The organism is Ruminococcus turbiniformis (genome assembly GCF_020687545.1).
Classification (GTDB): domain Bacteria; phylum Bacillota; class Clostridia; order Lachnospirales; family Lachnospiraceae; genus Mediterraneibacter; species Mediterraneibacter turbiniformis.
This window is the reverse complement of sequence record NZ_JAJEQX010000015.1, coordinates 67,344-89,454: the sequence shown is the minus strand read 5'-3', so window position 1 is coordinate 89,454 and position 22,111 is coordinate 67,344. Positions and strand designations below refer to the sequence as shown.

The 22,111-nt window shown below is 44.8% G+C and carries 23 protein-coding genes; 20 read left to right on the top strand and 3 right to left on the bottom strand.

From position 1 onward, the window contains the following. Positions 1 to 255 precede the first annotated feature (255 nt). The 13 genes from LKD70_RS09775 (at position 256) to guaA (ending at position 12,501) form a co-directional block, all read left to right on the top strand. The gene (locus tag LKD70_RS09775) at positions 256 to 504 is read left to right on the top strand and encodes a type II toxin-antitoxin system prevent-host-death family antitoxin (protein ID WP_227707846.1); all 249 of its coding nucleotides are present in this window, start codon (positions 256 to 258) and stop codon (positions 502 to 504) included. Between the two features lies 1 nt (position 505). Further along, on the top strand, positions 506 to 805 hold the full coding sequence (locus LKD70_RS09770) for a type II toxin-antitoxin system RelE/ParE family toxin (protein ID WP_227707845.1): 300 nt from the start codon (positions 506 to 508) through the stop codon (positions 803 to 805). Positions 806 to 944: 139 nt separating this feature from the next. Further along, positions 945 to 1,184, top strand: a complete 240-nt coding sequence (locus tag LKD70_RS09765; RefSeq protein ID WP_227707844.1) for a hypothetical protein — start codon at positions 945 to 947, stop codon at positions 1,182 to 1,184. A 135-nt stretch (positions 1,185 to 1,319) separates the two neighbouring features. Further along, on the top strand, positions 1,320 to 2,375 hold the full coding sequence (locus LKD70_RS09760; RefSeq protein WP_227707843.1) for a Fic family protein: 1,056 nt from the start codon (positions 1,320 to 1,322) through the stop codon (positions 2,373 to 2,375). Between the two features lies 1 nt (position 2,376). Continuing rightward, the gene (locus LKD70_RS09755) at positions 2,377 to 3,879 is read left to right on the top strand and encodes a class I SAM-dependent DNA methyltransferase (protein ID WP_227707842.1); all 1,503 of its coding nucleotides are present in this window, start codon (positions 2,377 to 2,379) and stop codon (positions 3,877 to 3,879) included. A gap of 26 nt (positions 3,880 to 3,905) precedes the next feature. Then, the gene (locus LKD70_RS09750; protein ID WP_227707841.1) at positions 3,906 to 4,697 is read left to right on the top strand and encodes a DUF3800 domain-containing protein; all 792 of its coding nucleotides are present in this window, start codon (positions 3,906 to 3,908) and stop codon (positions 4,695 to 4,697) included. Between the two features lie 111 nt (positions 4,698 to 4,808). Further along, positions 4,809 to 5,990, top strand: coding sequence for a restriction endonuclease subunit S (locus LKD70_RS09745; protein ID WP_227707840.1), 1,182 nt, complete (start codon positions 4,809 to 4,811; stop codon positions 5,988 to 5,990). Between the two features lie 29 nt (positions 5,991 to 6,019). After that, positions 6,020 to 6,322: a nucleotidyltransferase family protein gene (locus tag LKD70_RS09740; protein ID WP_227707839.1), complete on the top strand. Its 303-nt coding sequence runs from the start codon at positions 6,020 to 6,022 to the stop codon at positions 6,320 to 6,322. Continuing rightward, positions 6,309 to 6,713, top strand: coding sequence for an HI0074 family nucleotidyltransferase substrate-binding subunit (locus tag LKD70_RS09735; RefSeq protein WP_227707838.1), 405 nt, complete (start codon positions 6,309 to 6,311; stop codon positions 6,711 to 6,713). The genes LKD70_RS09740 and LKD70_RS09735 overlap by 14 nt, the downstream gene beginning before the upstream one ends. Positions 6,714 to 6,818: 105 nt before the next feature. Continuing rightward, positions 6,819 to 10,112, top strand: a complete 3,294-nt coding sequence (locus LKD70_RS09730) for a DEAD/DEAH box helicase family protein (protein ID WP_227707837.1) — start codon at positions 6,819 to 6,821, stop codon at positions 10,110 to 10,112. 25 nt (positions 10,113 to 10,137) lie between these two features. Next, a complete protein-coding gene (gene mutT / locus LKD70_RS09725) occupies positions 10,138 to 10,536 on the top strand; it encodes an 8-oxo-dGTP diphosphatase MutT (RefSeq protein WP_227707836.1) in 399 nt (132 codons plus the stop codon). Between the two features lie 40 nt (positions 10,537 to 10,576). Further along, the gene (gene cyaB / locus LKD70_RS09720) at positions 10,577 to 11,179 is read left to right on the top strand and encodes a class IV adenylate cyclase (protein WP_227707835.1); all 603 of its coding nucleotides are present in this window, start codon (positions 10,577 to 10,579) and stop codon (positions 11,177 to 11,179) included. A 368-nt stretch (positions 11,180 to 11,547) separates the two neighbouring features. Beyond that, positions 11,548 to 12,501 carry a glutamine-hydrolyzing GMP synthase gene (gene guaA, locus LKD70_RS09715; protein ID WP_265104797.1) on the top strand — a complete coding sequence of 318 codons (954 nt, stop codon included), beginning with the start codon at positions 11,548 to 11,550 and terminating at the stop codon, positions 12,499 to 12,501. A gap of 68 nt (positions 12,502 to 12,569) precedes the next feature. Here guaA and LKD70_RS09710 read toward each other — a convergent pair whose 3' ends face one another. After that, positions 12,570 to 12,896 carry a hypothetical protein gene (locus LKD70_RS09710; RefSeq protein WP_227707834.1) on the bottom strand — a complete coding sequence of 109 codons (327 nt, stop codon included), beginning with the start codon at positions 12,894 to 12,896 and terminating at the stop codon, positions 12,570 to 12,572. 2 nt (positions 12,897 to 12,898) lie between these two features. Beyond that, positions 12,899 to 13,084, bottom strand: a complete 186-nt coding sequence (locus tag LKD70_RS09705; protein WP_227707833.1) for a hypothetical protein — start codon at positions 13,082 to 13,084, stop codon at positions 12,899 to 12,901. A 230-nt stretch (positions 13,085 to 13,314) separates the two neighbouring features. Here LKD70_RS09705 and LKD70_RS18785 point away from each other — a divergent pair, with 230 nt between their 5' ends. Together LKD70_RS18785 and LKD70_RS09700 are read left to right on the top strand one after the other, a co-directional pair. Then, positions 13,315 to 13,590, top strand: coding sequence for a DUF2935 domain-containing protein (locus tag LKD70_RS18785; RefSeq protein WP_407690945.1), 276 nt, complete (start codon positions 13,315 to 13,317; stop codon positions 13,588 to 13,590). Then, positions 13,484 to 13,738, top strand: coding sequence for a DUF2935 domain-containing protein (locus LKD70_RS09700; RefSeq protein ID WP_407690946.1), 255 nt, complete (start codon positions 13,484 to 13,486; stop codon positions 13,736 to 13,738). Before LKD70_RS18785 ends, LKD70_RS09700 begins: the two co-directional genes overlap by 107 nt. On the opposite strand, the gene LKD70_RS09695 is transcribed toward LKD70_RS09700, so the two are convergent. Continuing rightward, positions 13,727 to 15,187: a RyR domain-containing protein gene (locus LKD70_RS09695; RefSeq protein WP_227707832.1), complete on the bottom strand. Its 1,461-nt coding sequence runs from the start codon at positions 15,185 to 15,187 to the stop codon at positions 13,727 to 13,729. The two genes, LKD70_RS09700 and LKD70_RS09695, sit on opposite strands and share 12 nt — an antisense overlap. Before the next feature lie 201 nt (positions 15,188 to 15,388). On the opposite strand from LKD70_RS09695, the gene LKD70_RS09690 reads away from it, so the two are divergent. From LKD70_RS09690 to LKD70_RS09670, 5 genes are all read left to right on the top strand, one after another. Further along, the gene (locus LKD70_RS09690; protein ID WP_227707831.1) at positions 15,389 to 17,740 is read left to right on the top strand and encodes a toll/interleukin-1 receptor domain-containing protein; all 2,352 of its coding nucleotides are present in this window, start codon (positions 15,389 to 15,391) and stop codon (positions 17,738 to 17,740) included. A 289-nt stretch (positions 17,741 to 18,029) separates the two neighbouring features. After that, positions 18,030 to 18,620 carry a phosphodiesterase gene (yfcE, locus tag LKD70_RS09685; protein ID WP_227707830.1) on the top strand — a complete coding sequence of 197 codons (591 nt, stop codon included), beginning with the start codon at positions 18,030 to 18,032 and terminating at the stop codon, positions 18,618 to 18,620. Continuing rightward, complete coding sequence (locus LKD70_RS09680) at positions 18,596 to 19,567, top strand: NYN domain-containing protein (protein WP_227707829.1); 972 nt, start codon at positions 18,596 to 18,598, stop codon at positions 19,565 to 19,567. Before yfcE ends, LKD70_RS09680 begins: the two co-directional genes overlap by 25 nt. Before the next feature lie 315 nt (positions 19,568 to 19,882). Further along, positions 19,883 to 20,788 (top strand): quinolinate synthase NadA, encoded by a 906-nt coding sequence (gene nadA / locus LKD70_RS09675; RefSeq protein ID WP_227707828.1) that lies wholly within the window; start codon positions 19,883 to 19,885, stop codon positions 20,786 to 20,788. Positions 20,789 to 20,802: 14 nt separating this feature from the next. Then, on the top strand, positions 20,803 to 22,107 hold the full coding sequence (locus tag LKD70_RS09670) for an L-aspartate oxidase (RefSeq protein WP_227707827.1): 1,305 nt from the start codon (positions 20,803 to 20,805) through the stop codon (positions 22,105 to 22,107). Positions 22,108 to 22,111: the final 4 nt, after the last annotated feature.

The following is a 22,111-nucleotide window of genomic DNA, read 5'->3' as shown; positions in this document are numbered from 1 at the left end:
CAGAAGTGCACTAATGATTCTCAGTTCATGAAGCCTCTTATGGTATATATACTGTAAAATATTAAATTTTCAAGGTTCATGCGGAGATTCAAACATAGAAAACACTATGTTTTGACCCCGACATCATAATAATTATAATAAAGACTTCTCTGAAAGCTGTAAAAATCTACGTTGAATTTTACAGCTTTTTTGCATATAATACATATAATATAAGTAGCAGAAATAATATGAGATCAAGGAAGGAGCTGAAAGAATATGGCCAATATTTTACCAGTATCTGATTTGAGAAATTATAATGAAGTCCTGAAGAACTGCCGCAAAGGGGAACCAGTGTATTTGACCAAGAATGGCAGAGGGCGTTTTGTGGTTATGGATATTGAAGATTATGAGCGTGATCGTGCAGAGAAAAAACTTCTGATAAAACTGCAGGAAGCTGAAGAAGAAGTGAAAGATGGCGAAGGCTGGCTGGATCTGGATGAATTGAAAGCACTTGTGGAGGAATAAGATGTTAAAACTGCGGATCAATCCGATTGTTGCAGAGGATCTAAAGAATATCCGAGATTACATTGCTGAAGATAATGAGGAATATGCTGTAAAGACTATAAACGAAATTTACGGTAAATTTGAAAATCTCCGGATGTTTCCGGGAATGGGATCAGATCTTTCTAAGAGAGTCAGCTTTCGGACAGACTATAAATATGCGATATGGGAAGATTACGTGATCATCTACAAGGTAAGCAATGAGTATTTAGATATTTATCGTGTGGTCAACAGATATCAGGATATTACAAGAATTTTTGAGTGATAGCAAATGGAAAAGAGCAAAAATGACTATTCTGAATAAGAAACAAACAGAGGTCCTGGATTTTGGTTTAGCAGCCAAAGTCCGGGGCCTCTGTTTTGCCTAAAAATGATTAGAAAACTTGGAAATACGCTGGTGTTAGATGGCAGTACTGGCAGCAGGAACAGGAGATGTAAAGGATGAAACAAAAATCCTCTGGAGGACTAAAGTCCAATTTATAACCCACATGTCCTGCTATAATTTGTTTATAAAATGTAAAAAGAAGAACAGATTATGGGAAATTGTGGTGTTAGCAACTGAGAGAATCCGGGAAGGGAGAATGCAGAGCTCACTTTGGTTGTGCGAGGCTGTGGCGAGATATTCAGGTGGAAACGGGGATTAAGGACAAACAGGTATGGAATACACCTCGACTTCAATATCGTCAAAACTGATAAAATGACGAGGTTAAAATTGATTATGGCGATGCTCTGTGATAAGATGAAAATAAGTTAAGTTTGAGACCTTGCAAGGAGATTTCATGAGAACTTTTGATTACAAGAAGAGATATGAAAAGTTATTGCAACCCGATATAGTTGCCTTAGTGGCCCAGATTCATGAGTATAAAGGGAAGCAGATGTCATTTGGAGAAGCAAAAGCAGATGCGCTTAGTCAGTTGCTGGAAGTTGCTAAAATTCAGAGTACGGAGTCTTCCAATAAAATTGAGGGTATTTATACTTCAGAGGATCGTCTGAAAAAAATCGTCCGTGACAAGACGATGCCGAAAACGAGAAGTGAGAAGGAAATTGCGGGGTATCGGGATGTGTTAAATACGATACATCAAAACTATGATTATATACCCGTGAAATCATCAATCTTCCTTCAGCTTCACCGCGAGTTGTATAAATTCGCAGGGAGTGCGGGAGGCGGTTTTAAGTCGGCAGATAATGTGACCGTGCAGGAGGATGGACTGGGGAATAAAATGATACGTGTTCAGTCGATTCCGGCATGGGAAACACCGGTATATATCGATACAATCTGTGATGCATTCCAGGAAGCCTGTCAGGATCCACAATATGATCCGCTGATTCTGATTTCTATGTTCATTTTGGATTTTTTATGTATTCATCCATTTGACGATGGAAATGGACGTATGAGCCGCTTGCTGACTTTGCTTTTGTTATACCGGGCGGGATATATTGTGGGAATGTATATCAGTATAGAAAAACTGATCGAACAGACAAAAGAAACGTATTATGAAACTTTACAGGAAAGTTCTTTTCACTGGCATGAAGAGGAAAATGATGATGCGCCCTTTGTTCGTTATATGTTGGGGGTGATTGTCGAAGCTTACCGTGATTTTTCCACCAAGGTACAGTTTTTAGCCGCCAGTGGTATGTCGAAACCGGAGCGTGTCCGTGAGATTGTCCGGAGCTCCATGGGAAAGATGACAAGGGCACAGATTATGGAGAAATGTCCGGATATCAGTCGTGTGACGGTAGAGCGGGCTTTGACAGATATGGTGAAAAAAGGTGAAGTATTAAAAATCGGAGGCGGTCGCTATACCGCCTATGCATGGAACAGGGAGAACGAATAAGATGATTACAGGTGAATTAAAAAATAAAATCGATGGTTTATGGGAAATCTTCTGGACCGGAGGAATTACTAATCCTCTGGATGTGATTGAGCAGATGACATATCTGATGTTTATCCGGGATCTGGATGACACAGATAATCTGCACATCAAAGAAAGTGCAATGCTTGGACTTCCGTATGAGAGTATCTTTGCAGAAGAAGTCCAGATTGGAGAGCGGAGCATAGCCGGAAATCAGTTGAAATGGAGTGTGTTCCACGATTTCCCTGCTCAGAAAATGTACAGTACTGTGCAGGAATGGGTGTTCCCGTTTATTAAAAATCTTCATGGGAACAAAGAGAGCGCCTATGCGAAATATATGGATGATGCAATCTTTAAAATACCGACACCGCTGATGCTGGATAAAATTGTGACTGCCATGGACGAAATATATGATCAGATGGCGCAGTTGAAAAAGGCGGATACAAGAGGCGATGTCTATGAGTATTTACTGTCAAAGTTAGCAACAGCAGGGGTAAACGGGCAGTTCCGCACCCCGAGACATATTATTAAGATGATGGTGGAACTGATGGATCCGAAACCAAATGAAGTGATCTGCGATCCGGCCTGTGGAACATCTGGCTTTCTTGTGGCTGCCAGCGAATACCTGAAAGAAAACAAAAAAGAAGAAGTATTTTTTGATCGAAAAAATAAAGAGCATTATATGAATCATATGTTCCACGGTTTTGATATGGACCGGACTATGCTGCGTATCGGAGCCATGAATATGATGGCGCATGGAGTGGACAATCCTTATATTGAGTACAGGGACAGCCTTTCTGATCAGAATCCGGACAGGGAAAAGTACAGTTTGATTCTGGCAAATCCCCCATTTAAGGGAAGCCTTGATTATGATATTGTATCTCAGGATTTGCTGAAAGTTGCCAAAACGAAGAAAACGGAACTTCTGTTTTTAGTACTGTTTTTGAAAATGCTGGAAACAGGCGGAAGATGTGCCTGCATCGTACCGGATGGCGTTTTGTTTGGCTCTTCGAAAGCTCATAAAGCAGTTCGAAGAGAACTGGTGGAAGAAAACTGTCTGGAGGCGGTGATCTCCATGCCTTCCGGTGTGTTTAAGCCTTATGCCGGGGTATCCACAGCAATCCTGATTTTTACGAAAACAGGACACGGCGGAACGGATAAAGTGTGGTTCTATGACATGAAGGCGGATGGCTTCAGCCTGGATGATAAACGGAATCCGGTCAGTGAAAATGACATACCGGATATTATTCAGAGGTTCCGGAACCGGGAGCAGGAAACAGAACGGAAAAGGACGGAACAGTCTTTCTTTGTGGGCAAACAGGACATCGTTGATAATGAGTATGATCTCTCCATTAACAAGTACAAGGAAGTGGAATATGTGCCGGTAGAGTATCCGTCTACACAGGAGATTATGGTGAATCTGCATGAGCTGGAAATGGAAATTACGAAAAATCTGGCGGAGTTGGATGAAATGTTAGGAGATTAGAATCTATAAGGGGATGAAACAAACTTTTGAAGACATATCTGATATACTTTGATGAAACTGGTGATGATGGAATTACAACAGCTTCAAGTGATCATTTTATTTTGACAAGTATTTACATGCCTGCTGAAAATTGGCAGAATAATTTTGATATAATTAGAAAATTAAGAAAAGATTTGAAAGAGCAGTATGGATTTCATGCAAGTGAGGAGATGCATACAAAACATTTTTTGACAGACAAAAATCCATACAGAAAGTATAATTGGACTAAAGAGGAAAAGCAAGAAATCATCATTGCATTTACAAAAATGATTGGTGAATTAAATTTGAAGATCATAAATGTGATAATTGATAAAACCAAAATAAAAAAGGAAGATTATCCTGTGTTGGAAAATGCTTTGAAATATAATATTCAGAGAATAGAGAATGACTGCAAAGGAGAGTGGAATTATCTCATTATTACAGACAAAGGCAGAACTGCTCCGATGAGAAAGACAGCAAGAGCTATTCGAGTATATAATCCTATACAATCACAGTATTCATATGGATATAGAAACCAACCGATCAAAAATTTGATCGAGGATATCATGGAAAAAGATTCTTCAGAGTCTTATTTTATACAGATATGTGATTTTATATCGTTTTTCGTTCATTTGTATTATTCGTGCTATGAAAAGAATAAAGAACTTCCAAAGCGTGTGGCAAATGTGATTGACAAAAATTTTGTGGGAAGAGTCATGGCAACATTGAAACAGACAGAAAAGATCAATCTAAAAGCGAATGAAAAGCATACATATGGTTTTGTGATTTACCCAAAATAAAACACCACCTACATCGCATTCGCGGTTTCAGTGGTTCAACAATATTATATGAAATAATCATCATTTAGTCAAGAAATTATAAAAACAAATTCAGGCTTGTGGAGATAAAGCATGGAAAAATGTAAAATAGGAGATATCTGTAAAATTGTATCTGGAAGTACTCCGAAAACTAACATAGAAGAGTACTGGGATGGAGACGTAAATTGGATAACACCAGCAGAACTCAATGAAAATACGTACATCATTAATGAAAGTGCTCGTAAAATCACTGAACTGGGTGTGCAAAAAACGGGACTTACACCTTTGCCAGAAGGAACTGTAATACTTTCCTCGCGTGCCCCAATTGGTAAGGTTGCAATCACAGGATGTGAAATGTATTGTAATCAAGGATTTAAAAACCTTATATGTTCCGAGAAAATTAATAACAGATATTTATTTTGGTTTTTAAAAAGCAAAACGGATTTCCTAAATTCCTTGGGACGGGGAGCCACATTTAAAGAGCTCTCAAAACAGATAGTAGCATCCATTGAAATAAATTTACCGAATATGGAAGAACAACTGAATATAGTAAAAAGAATGGAGAAAATATCTGAAATTATTCAACTACGCACACAAGAGGTAAAACAGTTGGATAATCTTGTGAAATCCCGATTTATCGAGATGTTTGGGGATCCAGAACAGAATCCGATGGGATGGCCGGTCACTAGTATTACAGAGATTATTGGCGGTAAGGTTAGCAATGGGTTCTTTGCAAAAAGAGATGAATATCAGGCTGATGGCAATGTGCAAGTGCTTGGTGTAGCTAACATTGTTAATAGAATGTACTCCAACCTTGAAAACCTGCCCAGAACTGATGCAACACAAATTGAGGAAGAAAAATATGGGGTAAAATATGGCGACATGCTTTTCTGTAGATCATCGCTTGTAGCAGAGGGAATTGGAAAGGCATCAATAGTTCCAAAAGATGCACCAAATAATGTGCTTTTTGAGTGTCATGTAATTCGACTGCCTCTAGATCTTAAGAAATGTGTTCCTGAATTTGTACAAGTGTTATCTACCACTGGTTTTTTCAGACGGCAGATTATTGCACAATCTAAAACTGCGACAATGACTACAATTGGGCAGGATGGGGTACTGAAAACAACAATTATTCTGCCCCCCATTGAGTATCAGCGGGAGTTTTTACGATTCGTTGAACAGACCGACAAATCAAAATCACTTATACAAAAGAGCCTTAATGAATTGGAGACTTTGCAGAAGGCTTTAATGCAAAAATATTTTGGCGGAAATTAGATGTTGCTGTAAGAATACGAGGACAGACCATGAAAAATTTTGAACAGACGGGCATTAAACCAGTTGTATTTGAAGAAATTAAAAAGATCGCAGAGAAATATGAGGTAAAAAAAGTAATTCTGTTTGGTTCAAGAGCCAGAGGGGATTACCATAGAGCAAGTGATATTGATCTGGCGGTTGAGGGCGGCAGAATTACAGACTTTATACTTGACGTAAAAGAGACGACCTCTACGCTGCTTAATTTTGATATTGTGGATCTGAAGGAAACGGCTCCGGGAGAATTTCTGGAAGCGATTGAAAAAGAAGGGGTGATTCTTTATGAAAAAATTTGATAACTTTTCTTCAAATCTTCAAGTTCTGCAGAAGGCGGAGCAAGAAGATCTTGAGAATGAATTTATTATAAGTGGAATTATTGATAAGTTTTTTATTCAGTTTGAATTGAGCTGGAAAGTGCTGAAAGAATTGCTTCGATATGAAGGGAAAACTGCAGCAAATTCCGGTTCGCCGAGAGAAATATTGAAAGCTGCATATGAAGTATATGATTTTATAGATGAAGATATCTGGCTCGATATGCTGAAATCAAGAAATGATATGACTCACATATATGATGGAAATGCGGCAAAAAGACTTGTCGACAGTATTCTGCACAGGTATATTCCGGAATTTGTAAAACTACGTGTGAATATTATGGAGCGATACCGAGATGTGCTGCCTCTAATTTGAGATACTTTCTTCGAAAATGGAGAAGTTTTCGGGAGACCCTGGAGCAATGGCAGAAGAGTTACAATAGAAGTAAACCAGAAGATAAAGAGAAATGAGGTGATTTTCATGACCAACTTTGATTTCCTTAAGAAAGAACCACAATTTGATTCTTTCGCCGATGTAGCTATTTCGGCTGAAAAAATATTGCATATTGATATGGAAGCCAGTGTTCTTAACTGTCGCCGGGCCATGGAGTTCGCTATCAAGTGGATGTATTCCGTAGACGGTTCCCTTGTTATGCCGTATCAGGATACGTTGGTCAGCTTGATGAGCACGGAAGAGTTTCGGGATATTGTGGATCCGGATCTTTGGAAAAGAATGGATTTTATCCGCAGACTGGGAAACAATGCGGCTCATAATGGGAAGAAGATCACCCTGGATAAAGCAAAATTGTGTCTGGAAAACCTGTATATCTTTCTGGATTTTGTGGCGTATTGTTACGCGGAAGATTATACAGAAGGGGAGTTCCATGCAGAGCTTCTTGAAGAACATAAACAGCCTGTTTTAGAAGAAGTGCCGCGAATTTCGGACATTGATCTGAAAGCGCTCATTGCAGAAAATCAGGCATTGAAAGAGCAACTGACTGCAAGACGTGAAGAGCAGAAACAGACTTATGTGCCGAAACCTCTTGATTTGTCCGAGTATAAGACCAGAAAGATTTACATCGATACCATGCTGATGGATGCGGGATGGACGGAAGGAAAAAACTGGATCAATGAAGTGGAACTGCAAGGCATGCCGAATAAATCTGAGGTAGGTCATGCGGATTATGTGCTGTATGACGATGCCCACAGACCGCTTGCGGTAATTGAGGCAAAGCGTACCTGTGTAGATGTGGCAAAGGGGCGGCAGCAGGCAAAGCTCTATGCGGATCTGTTGGAAAAACAGTATGGCAGAAGACCGGCTATTTTCATGACGAATGGATTTGATACAAGGATTACTGACGGGCAGTATCCGGAACGAAAAGTATCCATGATCTATTCCAAACGGGATCTGGAAAAATGGTTCAATCTGCAGTCTATGAAAACAAGTCTGAAGTATATTACTGTGAATAGGAACATTGCGGGAAGATATTATCAGGAAGGTGCGGTCAAGGCGGTTTGTGACAGCTTGGGAAAGAATCGCAGGAAAGCCCTGCTGGTTATGGCTACGGGCTCCGGGAAAACAAGAACGGTTATCTCTTTGTGTGATGTGTTGCTGCAGCATGGCTGGGTAAAAAATATTCTGTTTCTTGCAGATCGTAATTCTCTGGTCACACAGGCAAAAAGAAGTTTCGTGAACCTTCTCCCGGATTTATCGGTGACAAATCTGTGCGAGGAAAAGGATAATTATCAGGCGCATTGTGTTTTTTCTACTTATCAGACCATGATGAACTGCATTGATTCTGTAAAGGATGAAGAGGGAAAACTGTTCACATGCGGGCATTTTGACCTGGTAATCTGTGATGAAGCCCACCGATCTATTTATAATAAGTATAAGGATATTTTCACCTACTTTGATGCTCCGCTGGTAGGTTTGACAGCTACACCAAAGGATGAAATTGATAAGAATACTTACAATATTTTTGAGTTGGAAAATGGTGTGCCTACGTATGGATATGAACTGGCGCAGGCCGTCAGGGACGGTTATCTGGTTGATTTCCTTTCTGTAGAATCTTCTCTGAAATTTATTGAACGGGGAATTGTGTATGATGAATTGTCAGAAGAAGATAGGGAAGAGTACGAAGCTACGTTTAAAGATGAGAATGGGAAACTTCCGGAAAAAATTGATTCTTCTGCGTTGAATTCCTGGCTGTTCAATGAAGATACGATAAAAAAGGCACTGCATATTCTTATGACAGAAGGAATTCGTATCAACTATGGTGAAACTTTGGGAAAAACCATTATCTTTGCCAAGAATCACGACCATGCAGAAAAAATTCTGGAGGTTTTCGGGAAAGAATATCCGAATCTGCCGGGATATGCAAAGGTCATCGATAATTATATGACTTATGCGCAGAGCGCCATTGATGAATTTTCGGAACCGGACAAGCTTCCTCAGATCGCTATTTCTGTAGATATGCTGGACACAGGAATCGATGTACCGGAAGTATTGAATCTTGTCTTTTTCAAGAAAGTCATGAGTAAAGCGAAATTCTGGCAGATGATCGGACGAGGGACCCGTCTGTGTCCCGGTCTGCTGGATGGAGAGGACAAGCAGAAGTTTTATATTTTTGATTTTTGTGGAAATTTTGAATTTTTCCGGATGAACAAAGGAAAAGCAACAGCCAATATGATGGCGCTGCAGGGAGCAATTTTTAATCTGGAATTTCAGATCACTTACAAACTGCAGGATATGGAATACCAGATAGAACGATTGATTGCCTATCGAAATTCATTGATACAGCATATGAGTAAGAAGGTGCAGGAGCTGAACCGGGAAAATTTTGCAGTCCGGCAGCACTTAAAATATGTGGAGTTGTATTCGGATCAGTCCAACTATCAGAATCTGAGCTATGAGGATACGCTGCTTGTAAGGGAAGAACTGGCTCCACTGATCCTGCCGGATGGAGATGAGGCAAGTGCAGTACGGTTTGATGCATTGATGTATGGAATAGAGCTGGCATATCTGATTGGAAAAAAATATGGAAAAGCCCGAAGTGATCTGCTGAAAAAAGTAAGCGCTATTTCTACAGTGGCAAACATACCGGAAATTATGGTACAGGCAGAGCTGATCAATCAGATCCTCCATACGGATTATCTGGATCGTGCAGGGATCAGCGAATTTGAGCATATCCGGGAAAGCCTTCGTGGCCTGATGAAATATCTTCCTAAAAAGAAAGTGCGTTATGATACAAACTTTGAAGATGATCTTCTGTCTATCGAATGGAAAGAGTCAGAACTTGAGAATGATGATCTGAAGAATTATAAGGCAAAGGCAGAATATTATGTCCGTCAGCACCAGGATAATCTTGTCATTGCGAAATTGAGAAAGAACAAGCCAATGACTCAGGATGATATCAAGGCATTGGAAAAAATTCTGTGGAGTGATCTGGGGACGAAGGATGAATATGAGGCGGAATATGGGGACAAGCCTCTTGGAGAATTTGTTCGTGAAATTGTGGGGCTGGATATGAACGCAGCAAAAGAAGCATTTTCTGAATACCTGAATGGGGCGAATCTGGACAGCAGGCAGATTTATTTTGTGAATCAGATTGTGGAATATATCGTGCATAATGGATTGATGAAGGATTTGTCCGTGCTTCAGGAATCTCCGTTTACAGATCAGGGAAGTGTTGTGGATATCTTTACAGATCTGAATGTATGGATGGGGATAAGGATGGTTATTGATGAGATTAATGCTAATGCGAAGGTGGCTTGACAGAACAGTTAAAGGCAATGTATTTATGAAAACAGTAAAAGTAGTTGCAGCGATCATTATAAACAACAACCAGATCTTTGCCACCCAGCGTGGCTACGGAGACTATAAGGGCGGCTGGGAATTCCCAGGAGGGAAGATCGAAGCAGGAGAGACGCCGCAGGAGGCGCTTATTCGCGAGATAAGGGAAGAGCTGGATTTGGAAATCAAAGTCGGAGAATTTCTCGAGAAAATAGAGTATGATTATCCCGGTTTTCATCTGTCTATGGACTGCTTTATCTGTACAATTAAGTCAGGGAAACCTGTGCTGCGCGAACATAAGGCGGCAAAATGGCTGACAGTAGAGACAATAGATAGCGTATCCTGGCTGCCGGCGGATCAGAACTTAATCGAGACAATCAAAAAATACAGAAACAATCAACTATAATATCAACTGCCATTACATACTATCCTGAGGAGAACACGCCATGATTGAAGTTGAAATCAAACTCCCGCTTATAGATCCTGAAGAGATTAAGAGCCGCCTCTTAGAATCCGGCTTTCAGGAACTCCGGTATATCGAAGAGAGGGATACTTATTTTGATAATGAAAAGGGCGATATCCGGGCAAATGATGAGGCGCTTCGTGTCCGCGAGACGAAAGACCACCGTACAGGAGAGGTACGGGCGCAGATCAACTTCAAGGGAAAGAAGCTGGACGCCCGGACGATGACCCGGAAAGAGCTGGAGACCGGAGTGGAGGACGGCGCAGTCTGCAGAGAGATTCTGAGGGAAATCGGGTATGAACCGGTGGCTCCGGAAGTGGTTAAGAACCGGCTCATGCTGAAGAAAGAGTCTGTGATGGCAGTGACGGCCTGTTTGGATTCGGTGTGCGGGCTGGGGGATTTTCTGGAACTGGAGATTCTGGTTGAGGGAGAATCAGAGAAGGATGACGCGCTCGCACAGATTGAGACGATTTTGAACGAACTGGGCTGTCAGGTGTCTGACACAGTACGCACATCTTATCTGTCAATGCTGCAGAAGAGGATTGCGCAAACGGCGCAGGAAAGGAACGGTTATGGCCGGGGATAAAAGGATGTAAGCGGATCTGGAGATTATGTGGGACTGGCTGCATGCGTATAAAGTGGTTTTTTATGATACGTTCTGGCAGGTTCAGGGGCTGAAAGAGTACGAGCGGATTTACGGAATTACTTTTCGGTAGGAACTTGTGAAAAGAGAAATCAGCTCTGAGGATATGGAGGAGATAACCGGGATTTTCCGTATGATTCTCAAGGAATATGATAAGAGACACGGCAGGATGACTGAAAAAAATGTAAAGCCGTATGTCAATGCTATGGAATATTGGTGAATTTTCATCTATAATGAGCCTAACGGACAGTATTATAAAATTCTACAGAAAAGGAGAAAAAGCGATGGATAATAACAAACGTCCGGATGATATGATCCGTATTACAACAAATGAGCTGGCTGAGGCTTTCATTGAAGAGCAGGTCAGCGCCATTCAGGAGCAGGTGGGAGAAAAGAAGGTTCTTCTGGCGTTATCCGGAGGAGTGGATTCCTCTGTCGTGGCTGCGCTTTTAATCAAAGCGATCGGTAAGCAGCTTGTATGTGTCCACGTGAACCATGGGCTTCTGCGAAAAGGAGAGCCGGAGCAGGTTGTTGAAGTGTTCCGCAACCAGATGGATGCCAACCTTGTGTATGTGGATGCCATTGACCGTTTCCTTGACAAACTGGAAGGCGTGGAGGAGCCGGAGAAAAAGCGCAAGATTATCGGCGCCGAGTTTATCCGCGTGTTTGAGGAAGAGGCAAGGAAGCTGGAAGGGATCGAGTTCCTGGCTCAGGGAACGATTTATCCCGATATCCTGGAGAGCGACGGCGTGAAAGCGCACCACAATGTGGGCGGCCTTCCGGAAGATCTGCAGTTCAGCCTGGTAGAGCCGCTGAGACTGCTGTTTAAAGATGAAGTGCGGGTTGTGGGAACAGCGCTGGGACTGCCGGACAGCATGGTTTACCGTCAGCCGTTCCCGGGCCCCGGACTTGGCGTAAGATGCCTGGGCGCTATCACAAGGGACCGTCTCGAGGCAGTTCGCGAGTCGGACGCGATTCTCCGTGAGGAGTTCGCGAAGAATGGTCTGGAAGGCAAAGTATGGCAGTATTTCACTGTGATTCCTGACTTCAAGTCCGTGGGCGTGAAAGACGGAAAGAGATCATTTGAATGGCCGGTGATCTTAAGAGCCGTAAATACGAGGGACGCGATGACGGCCACAGTGGAAGATGTACCGTTCTCTCTGCTTCAGCACATTACGGACCGTATCACAAAGGAAGTGCCGGGAGTCAACCGTGTCTGCTTCGATCTGACGCCGAAGCCGACCGGAACGATTGAGTGGGAGTAAAATATAATCTCCTTGTAAATCCCCTTGAAAGCCTTACGTTACAGGGCTTTCGAGGGGATTTTCCCGTATTACAGTGACATCGCCATCAAACCGGCAAACGTTTTATAAACTACCGGGGCATATGCACCCAGAAATTTTCTGGGATATGGATTGGCATAGTAATCCGTGGTCAGAAACTCCTGTTTATCAATTTCGGATTTTACTTTCTGAAATACGGCAGTACCCTTCTGAACCCTGTCTTTCACATAATCGAGAATCTGTTCTTTTTCAGGAGCGCTTAAGGATTCCATGTGCTCGAAGTCTTTCCGGAAGGTGAATGTATCGAAACCGCCGTTATAGTTTATGATCGCCAGAGCGTCGTCAAAAGCATCCTGGAGCTGCTGTTTAGTAAACATGATTATTGATCCTCCCCGCTGTTCTGTTCTCTGTATTCTGCGATGGCCCTTCTCATGAGTTCGTTCAGTTTCGCCGTAGGCGTGGTTCTCATCTCATGGCAGATCGCCTTGAATGTATCGTATTCGTCCTTCCAGGCACGAAATCCAACCAGCTGTTTTTCACGTTCTTTTTTCTCGCGTTCTTTCATAAATCTGATCTCCTTTTCTGATACGGGATAAAAGCTGATCCGGCGCAGTGGACTCTGTACACTGACGTCAGATTAAACTGAGAGTTAACATGTATATCTTTTATATAGCATAAAGTTAACTTTATGTCAACAACTGCTGAGGCTGAAAGTGAATGAAACGGTACACTGGCGAAACGTCCTCCACTGACATATATTATACGGAATGCTAAAATAGCAGGATATGCACAGGAATGACAGAATATATCAGAACATCTTTAGAAACGAATTTGTTTTTCGGAAGAATTATGAAGGAACACGCACTATTTCTTCAGGCCGCATTTCCGGCGGGAGAGACGGGATACAGCAGCACGGCGGACCGCTACCGCAGCGAATTTGAAAAGGTTCTGTGGCAGACAGTACATCTCGCGGGCGGGCTGCGGAAACTGCGCGGACGGCAGACTGGAAAGGCAGGTCGGTCAGCTGAATCGGCGGGTTATACAAATGTTAAGCGGGCTGATCATGTTTAAAAAGCGGGTTCTGAGGGAAGTCCTCTCGTGCAGGCTTTACACAGCCAATTATCTGCTTATGATTGAGTATATTATCCGGAAAGCGAACCATTACCTTCGGATTCTGGAAGAGAAAAAGAATCTGAAAAAGGGCGCCTCACGAAAGTGAGAGCCCTTTTTCCTGCCACTGAAACATACAGCGTACGGTTTCTCTGTCCTTTTCCTTCTCTTCTTCTGACAAAGCGGAATACGGGATCAGCGAGTGATGAATCCGCAGAACGGGATCTTTTGCTTTTCCGTCTGCGGGAACGCCGTAACTCCAGTCGTTTAAAAAGTGATATCTGCACCAGCGGATATGTTCAAGCTCTGCAAACAGCTCAAGGTAAGGAAGATAGGTTTCCTCTTTCGTACTGTCGGATCCGGTGAATTTCTGAAGCATCTGCATTCGGATTTCGTGATAATCCATAGAGCTGACGTTGGAGTATTTCGTGAATGCATTCAGTTTCCTCCATTCCCTCTCCCGGGATTCTTCATCGGGGGAAGCTGATCCGTACAGAACCGCATAGTTTAAATTCAGCTGTTTTGCCTGCGAGAAAAGCTCCTCGTTCAGGACGTTTTCAAGCTTCCGGCCCTCTTCTTCAGCGTCGAGCACGCGGATATTGCCGCTGCGGAACAGCTGCTTTAAAAGCGCGCCTTCCCTGCTGAAAATATCGATCTGTGCCTGAGGGACAAGCGCCAGAAGGTCATTGAGAAATTCAACTTCGTTTTCCCGGTCAGTAACCAGAATGCGGTCCGCCTGCCTCAGACATTCCGGCGCCTGATACCATTCTTCACCGTGGAAAAGGACGGGATCACCCATTTTCTTAAGACCGGGATGACAGGCTGCAAATTTTTCCCCGGCATAGAACATGTGATACTCGATCTCCTGATCCGGGTGGAAGATGTTCTTCTGGAGTCCTTCGGTCAGAAGAGACTGTCCGAGTTTCCCGCCGCCGATCAGCACAACTTTAAGCCGGTTGTCTTTGCGCTCTGCTTCTTCAAGGAGAGAATACTTTTTCCAGTAGACTCTTGCCTCCGCCTCCTCATACTGGAAGAAATGAAGATTTTCATAATCGATATCCTGCGGGCGCAGGGAGGAGGACTTTATGTATACCTGTTTTTCTGCCAGTTCATCCGGATATTTCCGGTAGAAATCATAATTTTTCTTTTCATCTTCAAACATGAGAATATATCTGTCCGCGTGAACAAGCCGCCCTTCGGGGCCGCGTATTCCTTTCCTTTTCAGCTGGGCCAGCATATCGTCTGCATCCGGGCCGTCTCCGTAGACCGCGATGCTTCCGCCGCGCAGATACCGCAGTTCGTTGCGCATCTTCTCGCGCAAAGTCATAAACGCGAGGATCACTCCGCTTGCGGTTGCAAGAGGCGCAAGCCAGCGGGCAATTTCGACATAAAGATTCGGCGGTGTGTCGCCGTAGCCCATGACATACATGGCGACGCCTTTAAAGGCTGCATTTAAAAAGGTCTCTTCGCCGCTTATCAGATAACCGTAAATGGTCAGCCCGAGAGGCAGAAGAAAAACAACTGCCTTAACCAGTTTCTTTACACTCTCTTTTTTCATTTGCTTTTTTATAACAGTTCTATAGGCTTTGCGAATGGCGCGGACTGAACTGTTACGTTTCCCCCGTCATATGTTTCTGTATCCCCGGCGGGATCAGTTCAATCTCATTATACCATAAGGGAATCCTTAATTTACACAGAAAAACAGGTATGTTAAAATAATTTTATCAAGTACATACTGTGTGGGATCAGGAGGTGTGTTATGCATCGCGATGTATTTATCAGTTATCACAGAAATTCTTCCGCAGAGCTGGTCGAAAATATTGTATCTGCGCTGGAAGAGAGGGGGATCAGATGCTGGTATGCGCCCCGTGATGTGGAATCAAAATATGCCGGAGATATCGTCCGGGCAATTGAAGACTGCCAGATTTTTCTACTTATCATGAATGAGTATTCGACCCATTCTGAGCATGTGCTTAATGAAATTAATTATGCTTTCAACCGGTTCCATCAGAAGGAGAACATCCGGCTTCTTCCGTTTCGCACAGACAAAAATGAACTCTCGGATGATGTGAAATACTATCTCGGCCGGATTCACTGTCTGGACGGTTCGGAGCCGCCCGAGGAAGACCGGATTGAAGCGCTTATCTCCCGGATCTCCTACTGGCTCCAGAGCGGAGACCGGGATGACGTTGAGCGTGGCGACGGGCATGGCGAGGAGCGGAATCTGTCTTCCGGGGAGGAGGCGTTCCCTGCGGTACGGAATATCCGAAGCACGTCTCTCGTCCACAACACTAATTTTGTCGGAAGAACGGAAGAAATTGAGGAAATATACAAACTTCTTCATACGGGAAACAACAAGCTGTTTCTGTCCGGCCCGGGAGGAATCGGAAAAAGCGAGCTCTCCAGACAGTATGCGCTTAAATTCGGCGGCGAGTACAAGACCATTGTGTGGTTTACTTATAATACAGGGATTGAAGATATGGTGGTTTCCGACCAGTTCCTCTTTATCCGCGGGCTGGAGAACGAAAACCAGGATCTGACGACGCCGGAGGCAAGAGAGGCCTGTTACTTTAAAAAGATGAATTATCTGAAAGATCACTGTGGCAGAGATACGCTTCTGATCGTCGATAACTTTGATTCGGAAGATGAAAGGCTTGATGAATTTCTGGCAGGGGAATACTCTGTGATTTTTTCCACCAGGATCAGCAGGGAGAAGGAAGGGTATCAGGAACTGGCCATACGCCCCTTCAACCGCCGGGAGGATCAGCTGGCGCTCTTTCAGAAATTTTATAAAAGACCGTTAAGAGACGGTGAGGAGGAGATCCTTTTCCGCCTTTTTGAAAAGATCGGCTTTCACACTTACGGAATTGAGCTGCTTGCGAAGCAGATGCAGGCATCCCGTACATCACCGGAAAATATGCTCGATTATTTTGAAGGAAAGTCAGCGCCCTCCGGAAAGCGTTCCAGGCTGGTGATGGAACACATTATGGATGTGATGACACAGATTTTCCGGCTGAGCAATCTCTCGGATGAAAAGTTTTCCATTCTGAAAAATATGGTGCTGCTTCCGGTGGAGGGAATCGATACAGAACTGTTCTTTGATCTGACAGAGCTTGAAGATTTTATGCTTATTGATGAACTGATTGACAGCAGTTTTATACAGTACAATTACATTACGGACGTTATTTCCCTCCATCCGCTTATCGCAAATACGATTTGCAGAACCTGTCCGGATTTTGCCGCTGAATGTCAGATATATATCCGAAATCTGACGGAAAGGCTCTCTTCGTTTACTCATTTTAAATACAGTGAAAAGCAGATCCTTCTGTCTCTTGCGGAAAATTATTATCTGAAGTGGTGCGATCCGAAAGCATCCGGCAGTATACCGTTTATGGAAAGGCTGGCTGAGGCATACGCGGAGTATTTTATGCGGGACAAGAGCATCGCAATTATGGAAAGGCTGCTTACTCTCGATCCGGATCCGATCCGTGCGAGCTGGTATCATTATTATATTTCCAATCAGAGGCGGTGTCTCGGACAGTATGAGGAGCTGTCAAAGGAGGCGGCACGGTCGCTTGAAATCATAGAAAAGGTTCCGGAATCGCCGGAAATGAGACAGCAGCTCTCCCTGTCATACTCTATGATGGGATGGGCGAAATATCATGAAAACCGTCTGGAAGAATCTGCGGATTATTTTGAAAAATCACTGCAGCTTCGCAGAGAAATCCTGCCGGACAGCGATGTGCTGATCGCATGGGCTTACTACAACAGCGCCAGCGTCCTGTGCAGAACGGAGGAGATACAGAAGGCGGTTCAGTATTACGAAGAGGCGATCCGGCGCTTCCTTCTCATCGATGAGACCGGCATCTGCGTTCCTGCATATATCGGAATTGCGGAGGCATATCTTTCCCAGGGCGACTGCGGGAAAGCAGAAGAGGCGCTTGAGCAGGCTTTCACTTGTGAATATGAGTATTACGGGGAGGAAAACTGCCGGAAATACTGGCTCTATGAGGTGAAATCCAAGATTCTTGAAAAACAGGGCAAAAAAGAACAGGCGGAAGAATACGCAAGGCTTTCCAAAGAGGAATACGCGAAAATGGTATCCGTTTAACTGTCCGGGGGTAAGTGCGGGTTATCTTTCCCTGCTTTTTTCAAAGGAGACAGGGATGCCTGTCTCGGAATATATTCAGAGAGAAAAGATTCGGTTATCCTGTAATTTGTTGAAATAATCGGGAAAATCAGTTCATTTTCAACAAGGAGCAGCCATATCAGTGAGCATATCACAGATGCGGCCGCTCCTTATTATGGCTCAAATAATATAAATTTACAAGAGAAAAACGGTATGGTAAGATAAAGAAAGCAGCCGGCAGGATGTTACATTAACAGGAGGCAAATTTACTATGAAATTTATGATTGCGTCAGACATTCACGGGTCTGCTCTGTACTGTGAGCAGATGATAAATGCGTACAGAAAGGAGGGGGCGGAGAGGCTTCTTGTTCTCGGAGATATTCTGTATCACGGACCGAGGAACGATCTTCCTGAAGGGTATGCGCCGAAGGAAGTGATTGCGATGCTTAATCCGCTGCGTGACGAGCTGCTCTGCGTGCGGGGAAACTGTGATACGGAGGTTGACCAGATGGTTCTGGAGTTTCCGATTCTTTCGGACTACTGCTTTCTGGCGCTTCCGCAGGAGTCATCTGAAAGTGACATATGCACGGTTCTTGCCACACATGGACATGTCTGGCATCAGAAGCATCTCCCTCCGATGAAACAGGGCGATATCCTCCTGACAGGGCATACGCATATTCCGGCATGTGATGAAATCACAGGTCCGGACGGCAGAAAATACCGTTACTTAAATCCGGGATCCGTCTCGATTCCGAAGGAGGGATCGGCGCACAGCTATATGATTTATGAGAACGGTACATTTTACTGGAAGAATCTGCAGGGGGAGGAATACATGACATGGAAGACAGATTCGCGCTTCTGATCGATGCGGACAACGTCTCCGCAAAATATATCAATCCGATACTGGATGAGCTGTCAAAGTACGGCAACGTGACGTACAAGAGGATTTACGGAGACTGGACGCGCCCAAACAATGCAAGCTGGAAGGAGGAACTCCTTCAGAATTCGATTACGCCGATTCAGCAGTTCAGTTATACCCACGGAAAGAATGCGACGGATTCGGCTATGATTATCGATGCTATGGATATGCTCTATACAAGTGAGCTGGAAGGGTTCTGCCTTGTGTCAAGTGACAGTGATTTTACAAGGCTTGCCAGCCGTTTAAGAGAGAGCGGGAAAACGGTGATAGGTATGGGAGAGGACAAGACGCCGCTTCCGTTCCGCAAGGCGTGCGATATCTTTACGGAGCTGGAGCTTCTGCTGGAGGACAATACGGACAAGGATGTCCGGGAGGAGAAGTCAGCGGCCCATCACAGCCACGGAAGGGAACAGAAGAAAGCGACCGCTGTGTCGAAGGATCAGATAGAGGAATCTGTAGTCAAGATCATTACGGAGAATCAGAATGACGACAGAGAAACCGGTCTTGGCGAGGTGGGGAGCCGTCTTGTCAAACTGTATCCGGACTTTGACGTCCGCCGGTATGGGTACAGTCTTCTGTCCAAGTTCCTGGAGACGCTGCCGAAACTGAAGCTTACGCAGGAAGGGACGAAGGTGACGGTCACTCTGTATGAAGACAAGAGCAGGAAGGAGATGTTGGAAGAGTATATTCTGCAGCAGATTCAGAGCGGCGGACGGTACGGGATCGCGCTGAGTTCTCTCGGAAACCGGATCCGCATGAAATTCGGAGACTTCAAGGTGAGGGATTATGGTTTTTCTCAGTTCAAGCAGTACATCCAGAGTTTCCCGGATGTGGAGCTGGTGGACGACGGAGAGCGGACGAGAGCTGTATATAGTAAGAGAGAACAGTAAACAAAGAGCGGTAAAATCAGAGCAGTTAAAAACAGTGAAGGAAGTACAAACGAAAGAAGACCGGTCAAAAGAGCGGGAGAATAAGCATGGACGCAGGAAGGGCAGATGCAAAGAAGGAAGGAAATTCTATTTGCACCTGTCCTTTTTGCTCGAACCCTCTTGCAATCTGACTGAAAAAAAGGAGTGTACTGTAAATTTTTTGTAAATTCATCTGTCTTGTCACATGTGCTGTCAGGTGATATAATTGGCTTCATAAGTGCGGTCCGGGAATATTCGCTGTACCGGTGCGGGCTGCACGGAAAAAGAGGTATACATATGACAGTCAGAGAAGAGATTGAGCGGTTGAAAAAAGAGAAAGATGCGGTAATCCTCGCTCACTACTATGTGAGTCCGGAAGTGCAGGAACTGGCAGATTATACAGGGGATTCGTTTTATCTGAGCCGGGTTGCAGTCGGATTAAAGGAGAAGACGATCGTCTTCTGCGGAGTGTCCTTTATGGGAGAGAGCGCGAAGATACTGAATCCGGAAAAGACGGTTCTCATGCCGGATATGCGGGCGGACTGCGCGATGGCTCATATGGCGGATGCCGAGACGATCCGGAAAGTTCGCGGAGAGTACGCAGACCTTGCCGTGGTGTGCTATATCAACTCGACGGCAGAGCTGAAGCGGCTTTCGGATGTATGTGTCACATCGGCAAACGCTGTGCAGATCGTAAAGGCGCTTCCGAACCGGAATATTTACTTTATTCCGGATAAAAATCTGGCGCGCCATGTGGCAGAGATGGTTCCCGAAAAGCATTTTATTTTTAATGAAGGATTCTGCCCGGTGCATGAGCAGATCAGCGCGGATGAAGTGAGGAAGGCGAAGAAAGAGCATCCCAAAGCCGAAGTGCTTGCCCATCCCGAGTGCCCGAAGGCTGTGCTTGAGCTTGCCGATTACACGGGGAGTACGTCGGGGATTATCACGCAGGCGCAGAAAAGAAGCGCGGAAGAATTTATCATCTGTACGGAACAGGGCGTTCTCTTTGAACTTGAAAAGAAATGTCCGGAAAAGAAGTTTTATTTTACTGATACAGTACCGGTGTGCCGGGATATGAAATTTATCACGCCGGAAAAGATTCTCCATGTGCTGAAAACGGGGGAGAATGAAGTGACAGTGGAAGATCAGAAGAGCGGGGAGGCAAAAAGGCCTCTGGAAAAAATGCTTGCGCTGGCGCAGTGAAGAAGGTGACGGAAATGAGAAACGAATATGCGGATGTGGTGATTGTCGGGACGGGAGTGGCCGGTCTGTTTGCGGCGCTCAATCTCCCCGAAGACCGGAACATCCTTATGATAACAAAATCTGATACAGAGAGCAGCGACTCTTTTCTGGCCCAGGGCGGAATCTGCGTGCTGCGGGATGAGAGCGATTATGACAGCTATTTTGAGGATACAATGCGTGCGGGCCATTACGAGAACCGTGAGGAATCGGTGGACATTATGATCCGGAGCTCACGTGAGGTAATCCGGGATCTGATCGGGTACGGAGTACAGTTTGAACGGAGGGCGGCGGATGAGCGGCCTGTACCGGGTGTGCCGTCTGCGCCGGGAGAACGGTCTGTACCGGGTGTGCCGTCTGCAGCGGGGAAAACATCTGTACAGGATGCAGCCGGAGAAGGATTTTTAAAGGACTATGCGTTTACAAGGGAGGGAGCCCACTCCAGGCCGAGGATCCTTTTTCATGAGGACATTACCGGAAAGGAGATTACAAGCCGGCTGCTTGCCAGAGTAAAAGAGCTTGGAAATGTCACAATCCGGGAGTATACTGTTATGACGGATATCATTGAGGAAAACGGACGGTGCTGCGGAATTGTGGCGAAAAACAGCGACGGCAGCATCAGCAGAATCAGAGCGCAGGATACCATTCTGGCATCGGGCGGAATCGGCGGGCTGTATCAGCACTCTACCAACTTTCCGCATCTGACGGGGGATGCGCTGCGAATTGCGAAAGAACACGGTGTCCGGCTGGAACATCTGGATTATGTGCAGATTCATCCGACGACACTGTATTCGTCAAAACCGGGACGAAGATTCCTTATCTCAGAATCTGTGCGGGGCGAGGGCGCTGTTCTTCTCGACAGAGACGGAAACAGGTTTGTGGACGAGCTTCTGCCCCGGGATGTGGTGACGGAGGCGATCCGGAAGCAGATGGAAAAAGACGGAACCGATCATGTATGGCTGTCCATGAAACCTATACCGGAAGAGAAGATACGGAAGCATTTCCCCAATATTTACAGGCACTGTCTGGAAGAAGGGTATGATGTGACAAAGGAGTGGATTCCCGTTGTGCCGGCCCAGCACTATTTTATGGGGGGAATCTGGGTGGACAGTGACAGCCGTACATCAATGGAGCATCTGTATGCGGCGGGTGAAACGAGCTGCAACGGTGTCCATGGCGCGAACCGGCTGGCCAGCAACTCCCTGCTTGAGAGTCTTGTGTTTGCAAAGCGGGCGGCCGGGAAGATTGCGGAGGAGCAGTGTGCTGCGTGCAGGACAGCGTAAGTGT

Excerpts from the sequence above, each read along its gene's own strand:
- LKD70_RS09775 (WP_227707846.1), top strand. The coding sequence starts at position 256 with ATGGCCAATATTTTACCAGTATCTGATTTGAGAAATTATAATGAAGTC.
- LKD70_RS09770 (WP_227707845.1), top strand. The coding sequence starts at position 506 with ATGTTAAAACTGCGGATCAATCCGATTGTTGCAGAGGATCTAAAGAAT.
- LKD70_RS09765 (WP_227707844.1), top strand. The coding sequence starts at position 945 with ATGGCAGTACTGGCAGCAGGAACAGGAGATGTAAAGGATGAAACAAAA.
- LKD70_RS09760 (WP_227707843.1), top strand. The coding sequence starts at position 1,320 with ATGAGAACTTTTGATTACAAGAAGAGATATGAAAAGTTATTGCAACCC.
- LKD70_RS09755 (WP_227707842.1), top strand. The coding sequence starts at position 2,377 with ATGATTACAGGTGAATTAAAAAATAAAATCGATGGTTTATGGGAAATC.
- LKD70_RS09745 (WP_227707840.1), top strand. The coding sequence starts at position 4,809 with ATGGAAAAATGTAAAATAGGAGATATCTGTAAAATTGTATCTGGAAGT.
- LKD70_RS09740 (WP_227707839.1), top strand. The coding sequence starts at position 6,020 with ATGAAAAATTTTGAACAGACGGGCATTAAACCAGTTGTATTTGAAGAA.
- LKD70_RS09735 (WP_227707838.1), top strand. The coding sequence starts at position 6,309 with ATGAAAAAATTTGATAACTTTTCTTCAAATCTTCAAGTTCTGCAGAAG.
- LKD70_RS09730 (WP_227707837.1), top strand. The coding sequence starts at position 6,819 with ATGACCAACTTTGATTTCCTTAAGAAAGAACCACAATTTGATTCTTTC.
- mutT (WP_227707836.1), top strand. The coding sequence starts at position 10,138 with ATGAAAACAGTAAAAGTAGTTGCAGCGATCATTATAAACAACAACCAG.
- cyaB (WP_227707835.1), top strand. The coding sequence starts at position 10,577 with ATGATTGAAGTTGAAATCAAACTCCCGCTTATAGATCCTGAAGAGATT.
- guaA (WP_265104797.1), top strand. The coding sequence starts at position 11,548 with ATGATCCGTATTACAACAAATGAGCTGGCTGAGGCTTTCATTGAAGAG.
- LKD70_RS09710 (WP_227707834.1), bottom strand. The coding sequence starts at position 12,896 with ATGTTTACTAAACAGCAGCTCCAGGATGCTTTTGACGACGCTCTGGCG.
- LKD70_RS09705 (WP_227707833.1), bottom strand. The coding sequence starts at position 13,084 with ATGAAAGAACGCGAGAAAAAAGAACGTGAAAAACAGCTGGTTGGATTT.
- LKD70_RS18785 (WP_407690945.1), top strand. The coding sequence starts at position 13,315 with ATGACAGAATATATCAGAACATCTTTAGAAACGAATTTGTTTTTCGGA.
- LKD70_RS09695 (WP_227707832.1), bottom strand. The coding sequence starts at position 15,187 with ATGAAAAAAGAGAGTGTAAAGAAACTGGTTAAGGCAGTTGTTTTTCTT.
- LKD70_RS09690 (WP_227707831.1), top strand. The coding sequence starts at position 15,389 with ATGCATCGCGATGTATTTATCAGTTATCACAGAAATTCTTCCGCAGAG.
- yfcE (WP_227707830.1), top strand. The coding sequence starts at position 18,030 with ATGAAATTTATGATTGCGTCAGACATTCACGGGTCTGCTCTGTACTGT.
- LKD70_RS09680 (WP_227707829.1), top strand. The coding sequence starts at position 18,596 with ATGGAAGACAGATTCGCGCTTCTGATCGATGCGGACAACGTCTCCGCA.
- nadA (WP_227707828.1), top strand. The coding sequence starts at position 19,883 with ATGACAGTCAGAGAAGAGATTGAGCGGTTGAAAAAAGAGAAAGATGCG.
- LKD70_RS09670 (WP_227707827.1), top strand. The coding sequence starts at position 20,803 with ATGAGAAACGAATATGCGGATGTGGTGATTGTCGGGACGGGAGTGGCC.